Below are 22,081 nucleotides of genomic sequence, written 5' to 3'. Positions count from 1 at the left end.
AATAAGCAGAAGACCAAAAAAATTAAAATATCATGTTACAAGTAGTATTAGCAGAAGATCATAACATTGTCCGGGACGGAATTAAGATGTTATTGGAAATGGATAAGAATATAAATATTGCTGCCGAAGCAGAGAATGGAGCCCAGGTAATGGAGTTTGTCAGAACAGGTGCACCTGTGGATGTGATTTTGGCAGATATTAATATGCCGCAGATGGATGGACTTACATTGCTGAAGGAAATCAAATTATTTGATCCGCGCATCGCGGTGATCATGTTATCTATGCACGACAACGATAAATATGTTACCCAGGCGTTTTCAGCAGGTTCTTCCGGTTACCTTCTGAAGAATGTTGGCGCCGATGAATTAATTTTTTCTTTAAAATATGTGGGCGCCGGAGGTAAGTATATTTGTTCTGAACTTGCTATGAGACAGTTGGATATGATGTTTAAGCAGGGGAGTCATAACTCAACCTTGGCAATAGACTTTTCATTACGGGAAATAGAAGTACTGCACTTAATAGCAGAAGGGCAAACGAATCAGGAAATGGCAGAAAAACTATTTATAAGTAAAAGAACTGTGGAGGGGCACCGTCAAAATCTGATAGAAAAAACAGGTTCTAGAAATACCGCTGCATTAATACGTTATGCAGTATTAAATGGCATTATTCAATAGTGAGACTATAAAATGATAAGTACAACCAGAGCAGATAATATTCTAAGTTTAATTAACGTAGCGTGTTTTCAACTGGATTCGGAGTCCAATTTTATTTATGGAAACAGGAAAGCTGCGCAGCTGTTCAACCTGAACATTACACAAATCATTGGAAAGCACGTATGGAAGGTTTTTGATATCAGCCTTTCTCCTGAAGCATTCAACGTGATCGAGAACGCGATTGTTTATCAGAAATCTTCGAATATCGAATACTTTTGCCGGGTCACTAACCATTGGATGTCACTGAACGCTGTGCCTGCTAATGGTGGAACGGTGTTAATGTTCACTGACGTTCAGATTACCAAGGGTCAGCTGCTAGAAGAACAGCGAAGGTTGAAGCTTGCACAGGAAATTGGAAATATAGGTTATTTCGAGGGGATTTTGCCAGATGGTAGATTGGAGGCGAGCGACGAACTATATCGTATTTTTGGAATTAAGCCGCAAAGTGAAGTTTTAACATGGCAACGAATCTATGAATTTATAGATGCCAGGGAAGCAGCGAACACTATTAGCTTAATAAAAAATCTGACCGGTCAGCAAAAGGAATTCGAATTGCATTTTCCAATTATCACCTTTGATAAAGAGCGGAAAATACTTAATATGAAAGTCCGCTTTACTGCCGATAGCATTAGAAATGTTCATAGGATCCACGGCGTTATTCATAATATAACTGATTATTTTAATGCGAAAGAGGAACTTCGGGAAAGCAAAGAATTAATCCAGTCGGTATTTGATACCAGTTTGGTTGGTATGTGCCTGCTTAAACCTGTGAGGGATGCAGATGGAGAAATAACTGATTTTAGGATTGAACTTGTAAGCCGGGAAATGGAAAGGGAAACCAGCAGGAATGACCTGGTAGGGAAATTATATGCGGCTGAGTTTCCGGGTATCAAAAATGTTGGACTGTTCGATACGATGTTAAAAGTATTAGCTACAGGCAACCCTGCGCAGATGGAATTCTGGTATCCTTACGACGGTTTTGACAAATGGTATTCCAGCGTATTTGTAAAAATGGAAGACGCAATCGTGGCGACACATCTTGACGTCAGTCCAGCAAAGTTTGCGGAGCAAGAGCAGCTTAAGGGTTTATCTCTTTTACAACAATCAGAAGAGCTTGCAAGAACCGGCAGCTGGGAATATGATCTGGTTTCCGGAGAATTTACTTGTTCTGATGGAATGTACAAGCTATTTGATTTAACAAAAGAAACTGCTATTAAGCCAGAACATTACCTCGAATACTCCACTGTAAACTCCAAACCTACGGCTCAAAAAATACTACAATCACTGAAAACAGGAGATTTGGGATTTGAAGAAATTATTGAGTTGAAAACAAGCAAATCCGACCGCGTGCTTAAGGTAAAAACATTTATTTTCAAAGAAAATGGCATTCCGCAGAAGGTACTTGGCGTTAACGTGGATATCACGTTACAATTGGCATTGAGTCTGAAAAATGAACAGCTAAAACTCGAGAGAGCTGAGTTAGAAAAGAAACAACAGCAGGAAATTTTCAAGACTATTCTTTCTACTCAACAAGAGGAACGTAAGGTTATAGCCGAAAGTTTGCATAATGGGCTTGGCCAACTTCTTTATGGAGTTAAACTCAGATTGGAAAGAAATATCTATACCCTGGGAGAGGTTTCTAACGATGCCCAGTTGGACAATATGCTGGAAACTGAGCGGTTACTTGCCGACGCAATAAGAGAGAGCCGGCGTTTTTCACATCAGCTAATGCCCACTATTTTAGAAGACTTTGGGCTGGAGGTAGCGCTAAATGATGTAAAGTCTCAACTCGAAGTCACTGTTCGGATTGAGGCCACTTATTCGGGTTTAGCACATCACCTGGATCAATATTTGCAGATTTCAGTCTTCAGGATTGTGCAGGAACTATTGCTCAATGTCGTTAAACACGCTGAAGCAGCATGTGCTAAACTTAAAGTTTGTATTACAAAAAACACCATACAAATTGTTGTGGAGGATGATGGAAAGGGTTTTGAAGCCGGGCCAAATTTTGCAAATGGACTAGGCCTAAGAATGATTCAAAGCAAGGCAAATCTACTAAATGGTAAACTTCAAATTTCACCCAGATCTGGGAAAGGTACCAGAATAGAAATAAATCTTCCAAATTTAGAGTCGGCTAACGGCGGATAAGGCGAAGATTAACACGTATTTATCTCAGTATCTTTAAGTAAAATTACTATCGAATAATTGATACCGTTTATTAAATTTACGTTATATCTATTCTCTCGATTGGAGGCAGCGGCACGGAATTAACACCGAGGCTTATACTTCCGCTAATGATATCCTATGAGTAATAATCTTGCGCAACAAGGGGACTATATTTTTAAATTTCTATTGAAAAGGAGTGGTGGCAGCCCATATAATACCTGGCTCATATTAATACCTGTACTTTTAATTCTGACAGGTCTGTCTTTGGAAGTTCTATATTTCAAGGGTTTTAATTCTCCTGTATACCTGATTTTTCTGCTTGCAGTAATTCTTACTGCTTTTTTTTGTGGGGTCAAAAAGGCATTTCTTGTAAGTATTTTTACAGCTGCGCTCTCCATAGTTTTCATGGTATTCTATCATTCGGGAATTACCTTGACCATTTTTAATGATGTCTCACAGTTTTTATTATTCATCTTCGCCCTCTTTTTTCTTAACGGAATATTTTACCTGCTCAAACTGCAATTAAGGGATGTTGAGCATGAACGCATGTTGAGACAAATAGCAGAGAAGGATTTGCAGATGCATGAAAAACGGCATGAAGATTTTGTGCACATGGCAGTCCATGAATTAAAGTCTCCAATTACGGTGCTTAAAGTTTATGTACAGATGATTGTGCTCAAAATTCAGAAAGAGAAATTCTACAAGAATATAGAAATGGTGGAGAAGATGGATCACCAGCTTGATAAAATGTTAAATCTTGTTGCAGATATTTTAGATGCTGCAAAAGCTGGTTCTGGAACGATCCACTGCGTCATGAATGATTTTCATATTAATGATCTGCTTAAAATGAGTTATGAAAACGTTCAGGCCATCTATCCTGTGTATAACATTGAATTGCAAACAGATCCGGCTAACCCAGTTATAAATGGTGACCGCGACAGACTTGAACAAGTATTAAATAATTTTATTACCAATGCAGTTAAATATTCCTCACAGGATAAATTCATTAAAATCTCCAGCCGCATTCAGGATGGAAAAGTCTATATAGGTGTAGCCGACAAAGGCCTGGGAATTCCGGAGTCAAAAATTAAGCATGTTTTCAAACAGTTTTACAGAGTTCATTCTTTAAAAACTCAAAGTCTCCCGGGTTTGGGCCTGGGTTTGTTTATCTGTGAGGAAATTATCAAAAAGCATAACGGACAGATCGGAGTTGACAGTAGAGAAGGTGAGGGCTCTACATTTTGGTTTTGTATTGACATCAAGAACGACCGGCAAAAGCACTACAGGTAAAAAACTCGTGCGAATGTCATAAATACCTGAATTTAATTATTCTTAAAACTTCATATAACAGTTTTTGTTCTTCATAAAAATAGGAAAATGAAGACATATGAGAGTGAGACGTTGCAGGATCCAGGATCTGCAACACGTATAATAGGTGGAGCAAATGCTGAATATCAACACAAAAAGGTAGATCATATATTGAAACCTAAAGCGAAGGAAAAACGAGAAAAGCCGGATTTCTTACTAAGGCTCCTTTAGTTCAAACAGAACCGGATGATTTATAGATTATCCGGTTTTTTTTGAGCCCTAATTTCAACAACAATCCCCAGATCTACTATAGCTTTCGAATGGATATAAGCAAAAGAACTACAGGAATAAATTTCACAAATAATAAGATGGCTACCATCAATATATGGGCTCCTGAAGCGCAAAATATTGAGGTGCAGTGCGGCAAATTCACAATTAGCCTTCACAAAGATGAATTTGGTAACTGGATAGGTTTCACAGACCTGATTAAGGCCGGCGATTTATACTGGCTGGTAATAGATGGTCAGAAAAGAATACCGGATCCTGCTTCTCTAAGCCAGCCTGAAGGGGTGCATGGGCCTTCCTGCGCAATTGATCTGCACTACGAATGGAATGATCAAAATTGGAAGAATCCAGAGCTGAAAGATTATATCTTCTATGAATTGCATACTGGTACCTACACTTCGCAGGGTGATTTTCAGGGAATAATAAACAAACTGGATTATTTGGTTGAATTAGGAATTACCGCTATAGAGATCATGCCTGTGGCTGCATTTCCTGGAGAAAGAAATTGGGGTTATGACGGCGTATTCCCTTATGCAGTACAGTGGTCATATGGCGGAGCAATGGGATTGCAGCAGCTGGTCGATCAGTGTCATCAGAAAGGCCTGGCAGTCGTACTCGACGTGGTCTACAATCATCTTGGTCCCGAAGGAAACTACCTGACCGAATTAGGGGGCTATTTTACCGATAAATACAAAACTCCATGGGGGGCAGCGGTAAACTATGATGACCGGTATAGTGATGGTGTGCGTAAATTTATAATAGAGAATGTGTTAATGTGGTTTAGAGATTTTCATATTGACGCATTGCGGCTTGATGCAGTACATGCCATTAAAGACTTTAGCGCAGTGCATATCTTACAGGATATCAGAAAGGCAACTGACAAACTGATCAAAGAAAGCGGACATGTACATTATCTAATTGCGGAATCAGATCTGAATGATCCCAGGTATATTACCAGTTTAGAAGAAAACGGTTTAGGTATGCATGCACAATGGACAGATGAGTTTCATCATGCTTTAAGAGTTTCTGCCGGCGAGTCGAAGACCGGGTATTATAGCGATTTTACGGGAGTAGATCATTTGGCAAAGGCTTATAAAGACGCGTATGTGTATACTGGGACGTACTCCAGTGAAAGGGCAAGGAAATTCGGTCGCGGAACTACTGGCCATCCAGGCAGCCAGTTTGTAGTTTTCTCACAGAATCATGACCAGACAGGAAACAGGATGCTGGGTTCCCGTTCTGGCACTCTTTATAGTTATGAGATGCAAAAATTGCTGGCAGGTGCAGTTATCCTTTCTCCGTTTTTACCACTGCTTTTTATGGGGGAAGAATATGGAGAGAAAAATCCCTTCCTTTATTTCGTTAGCCATACTGATCCCGGGCTTGTTGAAAATGTCAGAAGCGGGCGAAAACAGGAATTTGCAGCCATGCACCTGGAAGGGGAAGCACCCGATCCTCAGGATCCTGCAACGATGCAGCAGTCCCGTCTTAACTGGAGTGCATTAAGAGAAAAAAGCCATCAGACTATGTTTCTTTTCTATCAGGCAATTATTGCATTGCGTAAAAGTCATACGCAGCTCTGTTCCGATGAAAAAGTGCTAACCAGGTGCATTGCGCTTAAGCCGTTAAATTGTCTCCTTTTAGAGCGCTGCGCGACTGGAAGTTCGGAACTGGTTTTTTGTATGCTGAACTTTTCTTCAGAAGTACAACAAATTTCCGTTCCTGTAAATATTAAACTGGACGCTGTGCTTTTTAATTCGGCAGCCCTGGTATGGGGCGGGCCGGGAGATGTTTCAGAAGAACAGCAGCCCGAACTCCAGGAAATTTCAATTCAACCAGAATCTTTTATTGTATACCAGGCAAATTATGTTTAACCCTAATTCAACTTACCGGGTGCAGTTCCACTCCGGCTTTACATTTGCCGATTTTGAGGCTATCATCCCGTACCTGAGCCGTTTGGGTATCAGTACTATATACGCATCTCCGATTTTTGCGGCCGTTCCTGGAAGTACACATGGTTATGACGGTACAGATCCGAATGTAATTAATCCGGAAATAGGGAGTATCAGTGATTTGAAGAGGATCTCTGCTAAGCTCAACAAACTGGACATGAAATGGATACAGGATATTGTTCCTAACCATATGGCATATGATGCACAAAATTCCTGGTTAATGGATGTGCTCAAAAATGGAGAAGCATCTGTCTATCGTGAATATTTCGATATTCTTTCTGCTGATCTTAATCAGGACCCTTTAATGGCGCCTTTTTTAGGAAAAGATCTCCAAGATTGTATTCGCGACGGAGAATTGGAATTGGTGAAAATTGAGCAAGACTGGTTTGTCCGGTATGGCGAGAATACCTGGCCTCTGCGTGCTGGTACTAATCCAGAAGATTCCCTGGAAAAAATTCTTTCGCAACAATATTATCGGCTATGCACATATACCGAGGCCAATGCGAGAATGAATTACCGGCGTTTTTTTACCGTAAACAGCCTGATTTGCCTGAATATACAAAATGAAAAAGTATTTGAACATTACCATCGCTTGATTAAAGATTTGGTTGATGCCAGAATATTTCATGGATTGAGAATTGATCATATTGACGGTTTGATGGATCCTGCCGGGTACCTAAGCAGGTTGCGCCAGCTCTGTGGAGGCGAGGTCTATATTGTTGTCGAAAAAATTCTTGAACCCGGTGAACAGCTCCCGTCAGCTTGGCCGGTACAAGGTACGACTGGTTATGACTTCCTTGGACTGGCTAATCAGTTGTTTACGAATGAAAAAGCAGAAAACAAATTCAGCAGTTTTTATAAAAATCTGCAACACAAATATGCCCCCGTTACTGTACAAATCAGAAAAAAGAAAGAAAGCTTTCTAAATACCTATATGCAGGGTGAGTTAGACAATTTATGTCAGTTGATTATATCAACCCCCGTTGTCGAAAAGGCAAATCCAGATGAGGGACAAATTGCAATCATACGCCAGATTATAGCAGAACTGCTTGTCAGGTGTCCAGTTTATAGATTTTACGGCAATGGATATCCGCTGGATAAATATGAGAAAAAAGCTATCGATTCAATATTTAGAGAACTAGAAGAAATAGTAGAGTACAGGCCGTCATTGAAGCTGATACGCAAGGTTTTATTGGAGAAAAACATCCATTGTTACCAGCGTCTTATGCAGATCTCCGGACCGCTTATGGCGAAGGGAGTGGAAGATACTTTAATGTATACCTATAACCGTTTTATTGGTAATAATGAAGTCGGTGACTCGCCGGCTTTGTTTGGAATAACCCCGGATGAGTTTCATAAGACTATATTGAGCCGCTCTACTGCCTGGCCAATTGCTATGAATGCCACAGCTACGCATGATACAAAAAGAGGGGAAGACGCGCGCGCCAGGCTTAATGTGCTGACAGATATCCGCCATGTATGGATCAACGAAATCAATCGTTGGGAAGAGCTGAATGAATCATTACATACAGCAGGCAAACCAGACCGGAATGATGCATACTTTATATACCAGACCTTAATTGCCACTTATCCTGAAACCGACAGCGAAACTGAAGATTACAAGGACCGGCTGCAAACATATATCGAAAAAGCTTTGCGTGAGTCCAAAAGGAATTCTGAATGGGAGCAACCTGATTTACAATACGAAAAGGCAACCCGGAATTTCATAGAGGGGCTGCTTAATCCTGAACGTGAATTCTGGCATGTCTTCAGCTCTTTTATGAACAATGTTTTCCAGCAGGCAAGAAAAATATCTCTGGGCTCGCTTATTATTAAGTTTGGTACTCCCGGTATTCCGGATACTTATCAGGGAACTGAATTCTGGGACCTGAGTATGGTAGATCCAGACAACCGCAGGCCGGTTGATTATGCCGCGAGAGCCAACTTCCTGAAAGAAATAGAAGAAGGAAATTTTAACCTTGCTGATTTAGTAGAAAATGCGGGCAATGGAAAAATTAAATTGTATCTGCTTCGTCAACTACTGCATTCCAGATTGAGAAATCCTGAATTGTATGCCAGCGGCCTTTATATTCCATTAGAAATTAAGGGTAAATTTGCTACCCATCTGATTGCCTTTGCCAGACGTTCGGGAAATCGCTGGGCATTGTTTGTTGTTGCAATAAACCCTTCGATGGTGCCTGACCCGGCATCAGACCTGCAAAACTGGGAAGATACACGTGTCATTCTACCTACTGAGGCTACCGGTAATTATCATGAACTCGTTCATGATATTAACATCAGGGTATCAGGTGAGCTGTCATTGCAGGACCTTTTTAAGGTATTACCTTTTGCAGTACTGGAGTGGTGCGGAGGCCAGCGTGAGCGTGGTGCAGGTATCTTATTACACGTTACGTCTCTTCCATCAAGGTATGGAATAGGAGATATGGGACCGGGTGCATCCGATTTTTTGGAGAATCTGGTGAGTGCCCGCCAGCAATACTGGCAAATTCTTCCGATTAATCCTGTAACTGCAGGCCAGCTGTATTCCCCGTATTCCTCTACATCTACGATGGCAGGCAATGTCTTACTCATTAGTCCCGAACTTTTGTGGTCCGATGGGCTTGTGAATGACGGACAGCTTTTACAGGCGCAGCAGAAGAACGGTGCCAAAGTTAATTTTCAGCTTGTAGAGAAAAAGAAAGATAAGCTTTTGAAACAGGCATTCGCTTCTTTTCAGGATTTGAATCCGGACGACCAGCTCGTAGTCGACTTTAACCGGTTCATTAAAGATGAGGATTTTTGGCTTGATGATTATGCGCTATACGAAGTGCTAAAAATGATTCAGCAGGGACAGCCCTGGTATCACTGGCCGGAGAAAATCCGGCGGCGGGATAAAGAAACTCTTGCAGGTGTAAAAGCGGACTGTGAGAATGAAATGCAGGAAACTAAATGGAGGCAGTTTATCTTTTACCGGCAGTGGCGGGCCCTCCGTAAACAAGCAAATGCCCTGGAAATTAAAATAATCGGAGACCTGCCTTTTTACTGTGCATGGGATTCCGTAGACGTATGGGCTAATCAACAGCTCTTCAGTCTGGATAAACGAGGGCGTATGAAGGCAGTTGCAGGCGTTCCACCGGATTATTTTAATGCAGACGGGCAGTTGTGGGGTATGCCGGTATATAACTGGAGAGAGATGGCTAAAACGCAATATCGTTGGTGGACCTCACGCATCGATAAAAACAGACTGGATTATGATTTAATTCGACTGGATCATTTCCGTGCATTTCATGCTTATTGGGAAGTTCCTGCAAATGAGTCCTCGGCCCGCTTTGGCGCCTGGCAGCAGGGGCCGGGAGCCGATTTCTTTAACGCGCTGTTAAAAGCTAAATCCGGGCTCCCGTTCATTGCCGAAGACCTTGGTGAGATCACAGATGGTGTGTTTCGTTTGAGGGATCATTTTGGTCTGCCCGGCATGCGCGTCTTACAGTTCGCTTTTGGGGCAGATGCTGCTGACTCCCTTCACGCACCACATAATTTTACTGGTCCACATGGGCTTGTTTACACTGGTACACACGACAATAATACGTTGAAAGGTTGGTACAAAGATGAGCTGAATTTAACAGAACGTTCTCGAATTGAAGCTTATACCGGGCAAACTGTTTCTGCAAAAAATATACATTTGATCATTATAGGATTGGCTTACGCATCTGTCGCCGGTATAGCGATAATTCCTATGCAAGATATTTTAGGTAAAGGCTCTGCCTCCAGGATGAATGTCCCTGCCTCCGTTAAGGATAACTGGGGATGGAGAATGAAATCAGGAGAATTTAAAAACGATATGGTGGATTATCTCAGATCTCTGGCCCTGCGCTATGGAAGATAGGGGTAGGTAAATGTTTTTTATCCTAATGATCCTTTATATTTGCTAGTATAAACCAGCGTTATGAATAAAGCTACGAATGCAGAAATCCGGGCCAGATTTGACCAGGATGTTGAACGTTTCTCCAATCTTGAAACCGGACAGTTAACTACAATTGACGCGACGATTACGATGGACCTCTGTACGGAGGCTGCAGCATACATTAACCCCAACGCTTCCGCTCTGCTTGATATCGGCTGCGGGGCAGGTAATTACACGCTTAAAATGCTCTCCAGACTCCCAAATCTAAACTGTACGTTGAACGACCTGAGCAAACCAATGCTCGAAAAAGCTTTCGAAAGGGTGTCTGAAGTGACAGCCGGTAAAGTAACCGTGGTGCATGATGATATGCGAAATCTCGAGCTTGGCGAGCATACGTTTGACATCGTATTAGCTGCCGCAACACTCCATCACTTACGTGACGATGCAGACTGGGAAATGGTCTTCCGTAAAATCTTCATCGCTCTGAAACCCGGTGGTAGTTTTTGGATTTCTGATCTGATAACGCATGACTCTCCATTAATCGGGAAGCTATTTGAATCTCGCTATGGTGATTACCTGGAAACGCTTGGCGGGCCGGATTACCGTCAAAAGGTTCTTGACTACATCGCTTATGAAGACACGCCGCGTTCGCTGAATTATCAGCTGGACCTTATGAAAAGGATAGGCTTTCGCGATACAGATATTCTGCATAAGAATTCTTATTTCGCCGCTTTCGGCGGAATAAAATAGGCGGGTATTAATTATATTTTCTTTCTTATTTATTTTACTTTTTATTCGCTGTTCTTCGGTGTTGATATACCCTTGCGATACCCTTGGTATACCCTTGCAATACCCTTGGTATACCCTTTTGGGTAAAGGAAGGGTATACCAAGGGTATTGCAAGGGTATATCAACTCCGCAGATGATAAACAGGAAAGAAGTAGTAGAGACACTTGAAGTAAGAAGTTGGCTTGTACTGGTCTACATTAGTTACCCAAGCTAAATTATCACTTGCAGTCCAGTAATTTCGATAGTGTACTGAAGAAGAGGATCCAAGTTTTCCCTCGTAATAGATAAAGAAAAAACGCTTAATTTTATTATTATATCTAACTTTGCCGGTTATATGGGAATCTTTTCAAAGACTTGTGAATATGCCATGCGGGCAGTGTTTTTTATTGCACACCGGACAGCTGACGGAGGGAAAGTAGGTATAAAAGAAATTGCTGAAGGTATAGATTCTCCAGAACATTTCTTAGCGAAAATTCTTCAGGATCTGAGCAGACGAAATATTGTGAAATCTGCGAAAGGACCAAATGGAGGGTTCTATATGGATGCTGTGAGCTTAAAAAGGCGATTGTCTGAGGTAGTCGAAGCGGTTGACGGAAATGGATTATTTACAGGATGCGGGCTTGGATTACACTATTGTTCTGAGACTAATCCCTGTCCGCTACACAACGAATTTAAAGTGATTAGAAATCAGATTTTCAATATGCTGCAGAACACGACTATTGAAGATTTTAATGAAGACCTGAATCTTGGAATTACAAGCTTAAAAAAATAAATTTGAAGAGGTAAAGCTGATTATTCCCTGCAGTACCTCTTCATAAATGATTAACTCAACTGTAGTGTTTGAGGTCCAAATTCTTCAAAAAATATTGAATTTTTATTGACACCTATATTGACCAGATCTTTGTACTGTTTCTCAATAAAAGGCGCCGGGCCGCAAACATAGTAAGCCGTTTGATCAGTGTGTATGTCTTTTCCAAGCTTGGTGAGATCTACCCAGCCTTCATAATGATTTTCCACGTCTATTTCCGATCCTATAGTGTTATAAAAGATATGTTTTTGAATGAGTGGATATTCAGCCGCCCATTTTTCTACGTTCTCTTTAAAAGCATGTACGCTCTTGTCCCGGCACCCATGAATCCAGGTTCCCTGGCGTTGCCCACTTTTAATCAGGTTTTCGAGCATACTGAGTAGGGGTGTTTGTCCGACTCCTCCGCTTATAAATACTACGGGGCCGGGATGATCTTTTAAAAAGAAATTTCCCGCGGGTGCTGATACGTCAATAAGATCACCAATTTGAATATTCTGATGAAGATGATTGCTGATCATTCCTTCAGGCGTCTCTTGAATACCTGGCTCTCTTTTAACAGATATACGATAGTATTGACCGTTTGGGGCGCTGGATATGCTATATTGCCTGGGTTGCAAAAGGTTGAGTTCAGGTAGAAATAAGCGAACACTTAGGTACTGACCGGGTATAAAGTCTGCTACTTGACCTTGGTCTGCCGGGTAGAGGTAAAAAGAAGTGATCTCTGTGGATTCGACAACTTTATTTTTCACTAAAAAGGGTCTCCAACCAGACCATCCGCCTTCTTTTTGAACTTGCTGGGTATATAAACTACTTTCATGTCCAGACATGAGTTCCGCCAGCTGGAAATAGGCAACTTCCCAGGCTTTGAGTAATTCCGGTGTTGCAGCTTCTCCCAAAACTTCTGCAATCGACGCCAAAAGATGTTTTCCCACAATGTGGTAGTGTTCTGGTCTGACACTTAAACTGGTATGTTTCTGCCCGATATGATCCAAAACTGGCAATAATACTTCCGGATTTTCTATATGTTCTGCATAAGCTAAAACGGCCATTGCCAGCGCAGTTTGCTGCTTGCCATTATGTTGGTTCCCCATATTAAAGACATGTTTGAGTTCTGGATTGTGCTCAAACATGCGTTTATAGAAATAAGTTGTTAGGAGTACTCCATGCTCTTTGAGGATAGGCACTGTAGCTTTAATGAGATTTTTTTGTTGAGAAGTGATCATAATTATAAGTTGATAATAACAGAATACATTAACCGGATAATAACACCCTTATGTCTTTTATTTTGGGATATTATTAGTTGATTTTTAACTCCGGTAAAAGTATAACATGGTTCTGTTATATAAAAGATGTTTTTGTCTTTTATTATTTTATTGCTTTTTGCTGATAAATAGTAGACGGGGGTGTGGGCTATATGCTCATTCTCCAGGTCGGATAATTAGCATATAGCCTGCACCGCGTACATTTACAATGCTCACGGTTGGATCTTCTTTAAGATGGGCACGAAGCCTGCTTATAAATACATCAAGGCTTCTGCCTGTAAAAAAACTTTCATAGTCCCAAAATTCCTCCAGGATTTCCTTCCTTTTAAGAATGGAGTTTTTATTTTCAAAGAGTTTTTTTAACAGTTCAGACTCCCGGTAAGAAAGCCTGATATATTTATCATCCAGTATAAGCCGCTGATTTTTAAAATCTGCGAAGTACTTACCTATCATGTCCCGTTTGATCAGATCAGGATTTCTCAACTTAAGCTGGAAGTTCATCCTGACAATTAATTCGTCGATACTAAATGGTTTTTTTAAATAATCGTTCGCACCTATTTCAAATCCATGAACAACATCTTTGGTTTGCGTTCTGGCTGTTACAAAAATGATGGGTATTTTCAGATCTGTTTCTCTGATTTTTGAAGCAAGGGTGAATCCATCTGTTTCCGGCATCATAATATCAAGAACAATAATATCCGGCTTTTCGGCGTTAAAACTGCCTAATGCTTCTGTTGCATTGGTAAAATGTGAAACTTTATATCCTTTGTAAAGTAGGCTGTCGGCAACAATTTTAGCCAGGCCCTGCTCGTCCTCTATGTATAATACATTCATAATCAATCTTTAAAAGTTATCGCAATGGTGAAAGTACTACCTTGTTCGTTGCTTTGAACGGTTACTATTCCTTTATGAAGTTCTACAACCTGTTTGACATAAGACAGGCCGAGTCCAAAACCTTTTATAGTAGCCGTCTGCTTACCTGGAACCCGGAAAAACCTTTCGAAAATGTCTTTATGGTAGCTTCTGGGGATTCCTATACCAAGATCAGTCACATGAAGTAACCAGACCCCTTTTTCATAGGTGCTTGCTATAGTAATCCTTTTGTTATCAGCAGAATATTTGACTGCATTATCTATCAGATTTCGCACAGCATTTAAAAGATGAACCGGATCAAGGAATAGGTCTGGTGTATGCGGGTCATAATGAAAAATTAATTCAATATCGCTGTAAGACAGTTGATAACTTTCGATAAGTTGTTCAAGAAGCTGGTTAATATTGGTATGTTTTTTCTCGAGATGCATTTTATCCGTATCGAAAACCGATTGTTGTAAGATCATTTCTATAAGCTTCGAAAGGTGATCAATTTCATTCTTCGAAATATTCAGATAGAGCTGAGTTTTATCACTGTCTTCCAGCGCACCATAATTTCGCATCGCTTCTACTGCAACGGCTACAGTTGCCAAAGGTGTTTTGAGTTCATGGGTCATGTTATTAATGAAGTCATTTTTCATCATGGAAATTTTTCGCTGTGTATATATAGTTATGAGCATATATATCAGACAGCTTGAAGTAATGATAATTAGCAGCAGTGAACCACCAAACTGCCATTTCATTTTATCTATGATATAGGAAGATGGCGCTTTATATGGAATCGCGCTATATAATTCAGCTGGAACGGAGCTTGTTGCATTTACCCGGCGGGTTACACTAGTTGGTAAGGTTGTGACCGCCAGTCCGCTCACCGGGTTGTCTTCTGTAGGATCTACCCCCGGAACTCTGGTAGCATGTACTCCGCGTACAGCTATTCCTTGAATATTTTCATGAACCATCATGGTTGTAGCCATACGTGGTACTACTCTTGTTGGGTAGGCGATAATAGATTGCGCTACTTGTGCTCCATCTACTTTTTTTACATCGACCGGTAGTGCCGGCATAAAAAACTCATACTGAGTAGAGAACAGCGGCTGACTGCTATAATATTTATAATCTTTATATAACCAGAAAAATTGTGTCAGTATTAAACCGAGAATTGAAATTGTTATAAATCCAAATATGTATTTGATCCGGTTATTCATACTTAATAATTTCATCGGTCAAATATAATTTTAGGTTATGTAGGATTACCAGCCATTCACACTTTTTAACAAATTGTAACATTCGTTAACATTTCGCCCCTGCATATTTGCCACTGTTAATTATACAAATGGCATCTATGAAATCCAATTCACTTATTTTACTGATTTTTACGGGGATACTTACAACCGTCCTGACAGCTTGTAAGACCAACAATAAAATCGGATTCGATGATAATGACCCGCTTACTGTCGAGATCAATGACAGCATAAAAGTTATCGCTTCTACTTACTTACTGGATTCTCTGCCATCGTCAAATACAGGTACGATTATGCTAGGCGCTAATGAAGACCCCGCATTTGGAAAACTGAAACTTTCTTCCTATTTCCGAATTAAAGCTCCGGCGCAGTCAGACTTGCCAAAAGACGCAGTTTTTGATTCATTACGTCTGGTATTAAAGTATAGTAAATACAGTTATGGTGATACGATAAAATTACAGCAGTTGGTCGTACACCGTCTAAAAGAGTTGATTAAGCTCCATAAAGTCAATAATGATGTGGAGCCGGAAGAGAAACCCTTATTTGTTACAAATGAGGATGCGCTATTTACCACAAGTACTGTTAAATATGATGCTACGCCAATAGGAACGCATAGCTATAAACCTTCACCAGGCAGTAAAGACAGCGTTTCTATAAAATTGGACGATAAATGGGGTAATGAACTGTTTAAGATGCTCGTGGAAAAGGATAAACGACTCTCCAGTGCAGACGATTTCCTGAATTATTTTAAAGGTATGCATATAGAATCCATTAATAGTTCTGCAGTCATTGGATTTAATGCAGATAACCTGAAAATGCTTGTACACTACCACTATCGTAATAATAATGGTTTCCCTGAAACTGGCAAAAGTGAATTTGTAATGCATGATAAGCAGTATCAGTTTAACCATATTGAGGCAGACCGGCAGGCGACCAGCCTTAAAGGGCTAAATCAGAAGAATCAGGAGGTGGATGCTTTAACTACCGGTCAGCAGCTGTTCCTACAAGGCGGAAGTGGTATTGTTACAAAAATTTTGTTGCCTGGGTTAACACAATTTATGCACGAACCGGGTATTGTCGTGAATAAAGTAGAACTAATAATTCAGACAAAACCATCTACTTATGCGCTCTACAAGGTACCTGCTTCACTCATCCTTTTCATAGCTAACGATCGGAATACACCAAAGTTTACTATTCCTGATGCCTATGAAACAACCACACAACAGGCTGCATTCCGACCTGGGAACGATAATGGAGCTTTAGCCAGTTTCACTTTCAATCTGTCAGAATACGCAGACAAAATCAAGAAGGGTGAGTATAAAAATACATCACTTCTTCTTAGCCTGCCGATCGACGATCTTATTAAAACGGTTAATAGGGCACATATTACAAATGATAAATCAACATTGTCAGTCTCGACAAGAATTACTTACACTAAATACTAATAAAAAATGCTTAAAAAGTTATTAAATCTATCGCTGATCATGATGATCGTATTCGTCGGTTCTTGTAAAAAATCGGGTGACGATGATCCGGATGAATGGACAAAGGGTTCTGATTTTGAAGGAATTCCGAGAAGCGGGGCAGCCAGTTTCGTTATCGATGATGTTGTCTATGTAACTGGAGGTTTTGATGGCGAGAAGCGACTCAATGATATCTGGTATTATAACAATAAGTTAACCAACTGGTATCGTGTTACAGACGCTGATTTCCCGGGAAAGGCCAGGAATTATGCTATGGGATTTAGTATAAATGGAAAAGGTTATCTGGGCGGTGGTTTTGATGGAACAAATGGACTTACTGATTTTTACGAATTTGATCCCGTTCAAAAGAAATGGAAAGCCATAGCCGATCTCCCTGGCGATGGCAGGTACGGAGCTGTTGCCTTTTCTCAGGATGGAAAAGGATATGTGGGCACGGGAACAGGGCTTAACGGCGATTTGAAAGATTTCTACAGTTATAATCCTGCTAACAATACCTGGGTACAGGTAAGCAGTCTTCCTGGTACTAAAAGAGTGTATGCATTCACTTTTACTATTGGTGAAACTGTGTATGTTGGCAGCGGACGGAATAATGGACTATACCTAACTGATTTTTGGTCTTACAATGCAAAAACCGACAAATGGAATATTCTAAAGGATTTGAAGAACACTGAGAAGTCGAATGAATATAACCTCGGTCGTGAAAATGCTGCGACTTTCGTACTGAATAGCAAAGGATATATCGTTGGTGGCAGTTCTGGTTCGGTTTTAAGCAACACATGGCAGTATACTCCAGCGACCGACAGCTGGAAAAAATATCAGGATTTTAAAGGATATGCAAGAGAATCGGCAATTGGTTTTGCCATCGGAGATAGGGGCTATATTACAACTGGCAGAAATGGAAGCAGCCGGTTCGATGACACCTGGCTATTTAAACCTAATAATTAATTATAAGATCTTTCTATTGTTTTTTAAGGCAGCCTTCGTTTTTGCGGGGGCTGCTTTTTAATGCATATGGTTTTTAAGAAATGGTATTTTTCAGACACAATAATAATGCAACTAAGATGCATTTGATTAGATTTGAAAAAATAATCATATGAACAAATTACCTGTAACAGTTCTCAGCGGATTCCTGGGAAGTGGAAAAACGACTTTACTTAATCATATCCTGCATAACAAGGTAAACCTGCGTGTTGCTGTTATCGTAAATGATATGAGTGAAGTGAATATAGATGCACAATCAGTTAGGAATGAAGGGGTGCTGTCAAGGACTCAAGAAAAGTTAATTGAAATGACTAATGGGTGTATTTGCTGCACATTAAGGGAAGACCTGATGCTGGAAGTGGAGAGGCTTGCTGCGGAAAACCGTTTTGACTATTTATTAATTGAGAGTACGGGTATATCTGAGCCAATACCTGTTGCCCAGACTTTCTCTTTTATTGATGAAGAAAAGGGAATTGATTTGTCGCGTTTCAGTTACGTTGATACCATGGTTACTGTGGTTGATTGTTTTAATTTCTACAAGGATTTCGGATCACCGGAACGATTGAAAGACCGTCAGCTGACAGACATGGAAGGCGACGAACGGACTATAGTAAATTTGCTTACTGATCAGATAGAATTTGCCAACGTAATTATTTTAAATAAAACGGATCTGATTAAAACGTCTGATTTAGATGTTTTAAACGCGCTAATCAAAAAGCTTAATCCGATGGCCAGAATTATAGAGAGTTTATATGCTGCCGTAGATCCGAAAAACATAATTAATACTGGTTTATTTGATTTTAATAATGCGTCTGCATCTGCTGGATGGATTCAGGAGTTGAACAGTATTCATACACCAGAAACTGAGTCCTACGGAATCAGTTCAGTTGTTTTCCGGGATAAAAGACCTTTCCATCCAATTCGCTTTATGAATTTCCTGGAAAATGATTTCCCCTCGAACCTGATTCGTTCGAAGGGCTTGTTCTGGATGGCTGACCGGGCAGACGAAGCTTTAAATTTTTCTCAGGCCGGCGGTTCGTCAAAATTGGAGGGAGCTGGGGTATGGTGGTGTAGTATGTCTTTTAACGAACGGCTTGACTACCCTGATTTTATCGAAAATAAGGAATTTATAGAGGCAAAATGGGATCTGGATTTCGGTGATAGATTGAATGAAATTGTATTTATTGGGCAACATTTGAACAAAGCAGAGTTAATTGCAAAACTGGAAGAATGTTTACTCGACGACTTTGAATTATGTGACTTTAAAGCGGGAAAGTTTAATCCTTTACAAATAATTAAGAATAGTTAATCTAGTATCAGCAATTAGCCCCAAACGAGCTCTTTAACAGAATTTAATTTGCGAACGTCTTTTAAGAATTGGTTAATGGTTTCATGAAAAATAATATTATCTTGATATTGTCTAACTTAATAAAGTTGATCCTTATTTGCATTGTGCATATGTTTTTGATACAAAGATATATAGCTTGTGTTTTGTGAAGTTGGGTTTTGATTATGTCGACGTCTGTTTTTGTGCGGTTTCTATATAAGGAATTTGGTTTCTTAAAGTTATAATAAGGTATGCTGAAATGGTGATTCAGATCATTTTTATTCATGATCTGTGATATTATTAATCTTTATTAGCGTATTATATTTGCTTCATAAGTATAAGCTTGTCTTATGCTAAAATATTTTTCACGATGATAAGAGTATTGAAACTGCTTTCAATTTTTAGTCTTTTTAGTTTATACGTTGACGGACAGGAGCTGGTCAAAGCAGACTCCACGAAGATTAAAATCACAATGAAAGGTCTCTTTCAGGCCAGATATCTTTTCAATACAAATAAAAATATCGATTTAAATGGTTTACACCATACTGATGGCAAAGCTACTTACAATGATTTTGATATAAAAAGGGCCAGACTTCAGTTTGCCTCTAAAATTTCCGACAGGACAGATGTAGTCTTATTATTAAACCTTGCAGATTTTAAATCGGATCCTAAAAACAAAGTTCTTGAGAACGCTTATATTACTTATAAGCTCAATTCGTTCCTTAACGCTAAGATGGGGCAGTTCCGGCCGGCTTTCGGACTGGAAGATATGTACCCTGTAGATGTAATCAAATCTATGGATTATTCAAATCAATATACTGCATTTGGAAATAATGGTTGGCAGAGTTTTCAGATCGGTGCAAGTATTTATGGTGCAACCACAGGTAAATTACCTGTGAAATATGAATTGTCCGTCGTCAATGGGAATAACAGGAATCAAGCAATGGATAATGACAATGGAAAGCATTTTTCTTCCAGAGTCGAATTAGGACTGGATAAGAAATATGCAATTAAAGTCGGACTGAATGGCGGGTTGGCTGTGGTCTCAGGATCTGGAGCTTATGCCTCTGGTATTGACTTATCGGGTACACTTCCTTTGGCTAAAAAGTTATCGTTGGAAATGGAAACGGAGTTCAAACAAGGAAATAACCATGTTTTGTATTATAGCATTGAAGAAGCGAAGCGTGAGGGAAATCTGAAAAAATATCAAATGCGTGGTTTTTATTTTTTACCAAACCTACGCTATGCAATAAACTATCATCGTCTCAGCTCTCTTGAGTTCTCCTGTAGATACGAGTATTTCGATAAAGATTTCAGGCATCCTGGGAGTAAAAGGGAAACGTGGACTCCCATGCTGAGTGCTGAATTTTTAAAAGCTTATAGCGCAAGAATACAACTGGGCGTAAATATAGACCGCTATAAACAGAATATAGCAGGTACGACACAATACAATAACTCCACTTTCATCTTACAGGTTCAATCCAGGTTATAATCATTATAATAAATTGTTATGAACGCCAAATCAACTATAATCGCTGAACCTCCAGCTAAGGCACCAAAAGAAATTCAATTGATCCCATTAGCAGCAACCGTTGCTATTGGTGCAATCATCTGGTTTATTCCTGTGCCAAATGGGGTGAAACCGGAGGCGTGGCACCTGCTTGCCATTTTCCTTGCAACCATTTTCGGAATTATCCTTAAAGCGGCAAGCATGGGTACACTCTGTATGATGGCTATAGCGCTTGTCGCTCTGACGGGAGTGTTGGCTCCAGGAGATCCCGGCAAGTCTATAACGCTCGCTCTTAAGGGGTTCGGTGATAAGGTGATCTGGCTAATCGGAATTAGTTTTTTTATAGCAAGAGGTTTTATAAAAACAGGTTTGGGCAGTAGAATTGCCTATGTTTTTATCAGGCTGTTTGGCAAAAGCTCATTGGGGCTTGCCTATAGTCTGGGCGCCGCTGATTTAATTCTGGCACCCGCTATACCGAGTAATACAGCCAGAGGAGGAGGAATCATTTATCCGATTATGAAGTCAATGGCTATTAGTTTAGGTTCCTTTCCCGATAAACAGGAGACGCACCGGAAGGTCGGAGCTTACCTGACTCTGAACAGTTATTATATGAACCTGATAGCCTCAGCTATGTTTCTTACTGGTACTGCAAGTAATCCGATGTGTCAGAAATTTGCGGCCGACCTGGGTATTCACATCAGCTGGATGTCCTGGTTCTGGGCTGCAATTATCCCGGGTATCGCCTCAATCCTGATCATTCCCTTTTTACTTTATAAAATATTTCCACCAGAATTAAAGAAAACGACGCAGGCACCTGCCATGGCTATAGAAAAGTTAAAGGAAATGGGTTCTATCACCAGAAATGAGATCTTAATGCTCATGGCATTTGTGATATTGCTTGTTCTCTGGGTTACCGGTGATTTGTTTAAGATTGATGCAACTACGACTGCATTTATAGGTTTATCTATTTTATTGCTTACCCAGGTTCTTACCTGGGAAGATATTAAGGCCGAGAAGGGTGCCTGGGACACTATAGTCTGGTTTGCTACATTGGTGATGATGGCAGGAGCTTTAAACGAGCTCGGCTTTATCCCCTGGTTCGGTAAATTAATTCAACAGTTGTTGCTGGAACTATCTTGGACCGTCGCTTTTCCAATTATTATCATCACTTATTTCTTTAGTCATTATCTTTTCGCCAGTGCGACAGCGCATGTGGCCGCTATGTACGCCGCATTGCTGGCAGTGGGGGTTGCGATGGGTGTGCCGCCGATGCTGCTGGCACTCATGCTGGGTTTTACCGGTTCGTTATTTGGAACTTTAACCCACTACGCGCACGGTCCGGCACCGGTCTTCTTTGGAAGTACCTATGTGGACATTAAGCAATGGTGGATTATGGGGTTGATAATTGGTGTTACTCTGCTGGTAATCTGGATGGGGCTGGGTGGAATCTGGTGGAAAATAATAGGTGTTTATTAATCTAAATT

At 40.4% G+C, this 22,081-nt stretch carries 16 protein-coding genes; 13 read left to right on the top strand and 3 right to left on the bottom strand.

Translation table 11 applies throughout. The features are described 5' to 3' along the window. Positions 1-32: 32 nt before the first annotated feature. The 8 genes from BM192_RS01545 (at position 33) to BM192_RS01515 (ending at position 11,886) form a co-directional block, all read left to right on the top strand. Positions 33-674, top strand: coding sequence for a response regulator transcription factor (locus tag BM192_RS01545; protein WP_037438182.1), 642 nt, complete (start codon positions 33-35; stop codon positions 672-674). A 12-nt stretch (positions 675-686) separates the two neighbouring features. Then, positions 687-2,861: an ATP-binding protein gene (locus BM192_RS01540; protein WP_037438181.1), complete on the top strand. Its 2,175-nt coding sequence runs from the start codon at positions 687-689 to the stop codon at positions 2,859-2,861. Positions 2,862-3,017: 156 nt separating this feature from the next. Beyond that, entirely contained in the window at positions 3,018-4,169 is a 1,152-nt protein-coding gene (locus tag BM192_RS01535; RefSeq protein WP_037438180.1) for a sensor histidine kinase, read from the top strand. An 87-nt stretch (positions 4,170-4,256) separates the two neighbouring features. Continuing rightward, positions 4,257-4,418, top strand: coding sequence for a hypothetical protein (locus BM192_RS20840; RefSeq protein ID WP_157282760.1), 162 nt, complete (start codon positions 4,257-4,259; stop codon positions 4,416-4,418). Between the two features lie 89 nt (positions 4,419-4,507). Next, positions 4,508-6,346: a malto-oligosyltrehalose trehalohydrolase gene (gene treZ / locus BM192_RS01530; protein WP_037438179.1), complete on the top strand. Its 1,839-nt coding sequence runs from the start codon at positions 4,508-4,510 to the stop codon at positions 6,344-6,346. Continuing rightward, positions 6,339-10,307: a malto-oligosyltrehalose synthase gene (treY, locus tag BM192_RS01525; protein ID WP_037438178.1), complete on the top strand. Its 3,969-nt coding sequence runs from the start codon at positions 6,339-6,341 to the stop codon at positions 10,305-10,307. Before treZ ends, treY begins: the two co-directional genes overlap by 8 nt. A 60-nt stretch (positions 10,308-10,367) precedes the next feature. Next, positions 10,368-11,075 carry a class I SAM-dependent methyltransferase gene (locus BM192_RS01520; RefSeq protein WP_037438177.1) on the top strand — a complete coding sequence of 236 codons (708 nt, stop codon included), beginning with the start codon at positions 10,368-10,370 and terminating at the stop codon, positions 11,073-11,075. Positions 11,076-11,448: 373 nt separating this feature from the next. Beyond that, on the top strand, positions 11,449-11,886 hold the full coding sequence (locus BM192_RS01515) for an RrF2 family transcriptional regulator (RefSeq protein ID WP_037438176.1): 438 nt from the start codon (positions 11,449-11,451) through the stop codon (positions 11,884-11,886). Positions 11,887-11,936: 50 nt separating this feature from the next. Here the strand turns inward: BM192_RS01515 and hmpA are convergent, their stop codons facing one another. From hmpA to BM192_RS01500, 3 genes are all read right to left on the bottom strand, one after another. Beyond that, the gene (gene hmpA / locus BM192_RS01510; RefSeq protein ID WP_037438175.1) at positions 11,937-13,145 is read right to left on the bottom strand and encodes an NO-inducible flavohemoprotein; all 1,209 of its coding nucleotides are present in this window, start codon (positions 13,143-13,145) and stop codon (positions 11,937-11,939) included. A 195-nt stretch (positions 13,146-13,340) separates the two neighbouring features. Then, positions 13,341-14,018, bottom strand: coding sequence for a response regulator transcription factor (locus BM192_RS01505; protein WP_037438174.1), 678 nt, complete (start codon positions 14,016-14,018; stop codon positions 13,341-13,343). Positions 14,019-14,020: 2 nt separating this feature from the next. Continuing rightward, positions 14,021-15,274 (bottom strand): sensor histidine kinase, encoded by a 1,254-nt coding sequence (locus BM192_RS01500; RefSeq protein WP_051759555.1) that lies wholly within the window; start codon positions 15,272-15,274, stop codon positions 14,021-14,023. Positions 15,275-15,387: 113 nt separating this feature from the next. Here BM192_RS01500 and BM192_RS01495 point away from each other — a divergent pair, with 113 nt between their 5' ends. The 5 genes from BM192_RS01495 to BM192_RS01475 all read left to right on the top strand — a co-directional run bounded on the left by BM192_RS01495 (position 15,388) and on the right by BM192_RS01475 (position 22,073). Then, positions 15,388-16,740, top strand: coding sequence for a DUF4270 family protein (locus tag BM192_RS01495; RefSeq protein WP_037438173.1), 1,353 nt, complete (start codon positions 15,388-15,390; stop codon positions 16,738-16,740). Between the two features lie 6 nt (positions 16,741-16,746). Further along, positions 16,747-17,724: a Kelch repeat-containing protein gene (locus tag BM192_RS01490; protein ID WP_037438172.1), complete on the top strand. Its 978-nt coding sequence runs from the start codon at positions 16,747-16,749 to the stop codon at positions 17,722-17,724. A 148-nt stretch (positions 17,725-17,872) separates the two neighbouring features. Continuing rightward, complete coding sequence (locus BM192_RS01485) at positions 17,873-19,069, top strand: GTP-binding protein (protein ID WP_037438171.1); 1,197 nt, start codon at positions 17,873-17,875, stop codon at positions 19,067-19,069. A gap of 388 nt (positions 19,070-19,457) precedes the next feature. Continuing rightward, complete coding sequence (locus BM192_RS01480) at positions 19,458-20,579, top strand: porin (RefSeq protein WP_037438170.1); 1,122 nt, start codon at positions 19,458-19,460, stop codon at positions 20,577-20,579. 18 nt (positions 20,580-20,597) lie between these two features. Further along, positions 20,598-22,073: an anion permease gene (locus tag BM192_RS01475; protein ID WP_051759552.1), complete on the top strand. Its 1,476-nt coding sequence runs from the start codon at positions 20,598-20,600 to the stop codon at positions 22,071-22,073. Positions 22,074-22,081 lie beyond the last annotated feature (8 nt).

Origin of the sequence: Pedobacter antarcticus (assembly GCF_900112985.1) — a bacterium.
GTDB classification, from domain to species: Bacteria; Bacteroidota; Bacteroidia; order Sphingobacteriales; family Sphingobacteriaceae; genus Pedobacter; species Pedobacter antarcticus.
This window is presented reverse-complemented; position numbering and strand designations above follow the sequence as displayed.

Excerpts from the sequence above, each read along its gene's own strand:
- BM192_RS01545 (WP_037438182.1), top strand. The coding sequence starts at position 33 with ATGTTACAAGTAGTATTAGCAGAAGATCATAACATTGTCCGGGACGGA.
- BM192_RS01540 (WP_037438181.1), top strand. The coding sequence starts at position 687 with ATGATAAGTACAACCAGAGCAGATAATATTCTAAGTTTAATTAACGTA.
- BM192_RS01535 (WP_037438180.1), top strand. The coding sequence starts at position 3,018 with ATGAGTAATAATCTTGCGCAACAAGGGGACTATATTTTTAAATTTCTA.
- BM192_RS20840 (WP_157282760.1), top strand. The coding sequence starts at position 4,257 with ATGAAGACATATGAGAGTGAGACGTTGCAGGATCCAGGATCTGCAACA.
- treZ (WP_037438179.1), top strand. The coding sequence starts at position 4,508 with ATGGATATAAGCAAAAGAACTACAGGAATAAATTTCACAAATAATAAG.
- treY (WP_037438178.1), top strand. The coding sequence starts at position 6,339 with ATGTTTAACCCTAATTCAACTTACCGGGTGCAGTTCCACTCCGGCTTT.
- BM192_RS01520 (WP_037438177.1), top strand. The coding sequence starts at position 10,368 with ATGAATAAAGCTACGAATGCAGAAATCCGGGCCAGATTTGACCAGGAT.
- BM192_RS01515 (WP_037438176.1), top strand. The coding sequence starts at position 11,449 with ATGGGAATCTTTTCAAAGACTTGTGAATATGCCATGCGGGCAGTGTTT.
- hmpA (WP_037438175.1), bottom strand. The coding sequence starts at position 13,145 with ATGATCACTTCTCAACAAAAAAATCTCATTAAAGCTACAGTGCCTATC.
- BM192_RS01505 (WP_037438174.1), bottom strand. The coding sequence starts at position 14,018 with ATGAATGTATTATACATAGAGGACGAGCAGGGCCTGGCTAAAATTGTT.
- BM192_RS01500 (WP_051759555.1), bottom strand. The coding sequence starts at position 15,274 with ATGAAATTATTAAGTATGAATAACCGGATCAAATACATATTTGGATTT.
- BM192_RS01495 (WP_037438173.1), top strand. The coding sequence starts at position 15,388 with ATGGCATCTATGAAATCCAATTCACTTATTTTACTGATTTTTACGGGG.
- BM192_RS01490 (WP_037438172.1), top strand. The coding sequence starts at position 16,747 with ATGCTTAAAAAGTTATTAAATCTATCGCTGATCATGATGATCGTATTC.
- BM192_RS01485 (WP_037438171.1), top strand. The coding sequence starts at position 17,873 with ATGAACAAATTACCTGTAACAGTTCTCAGCGGATTCCTGGGAAGTGGA.
- BM192_RS01480 (WP_037438170.1), top strand. The coding sequence starts at position 19,458 with ATGATAAGAGTATTGAAACTGCTTTCAATTTTTAGTCTTTTTAGTTTA.
- BM192_RS01475 (WP_051759552.1), top strand. The coding sequence starts at position 20,598 with ATGAACGCCAAATCAACTATAATCGCTGAACCTCCAGCTAAGGCACCA.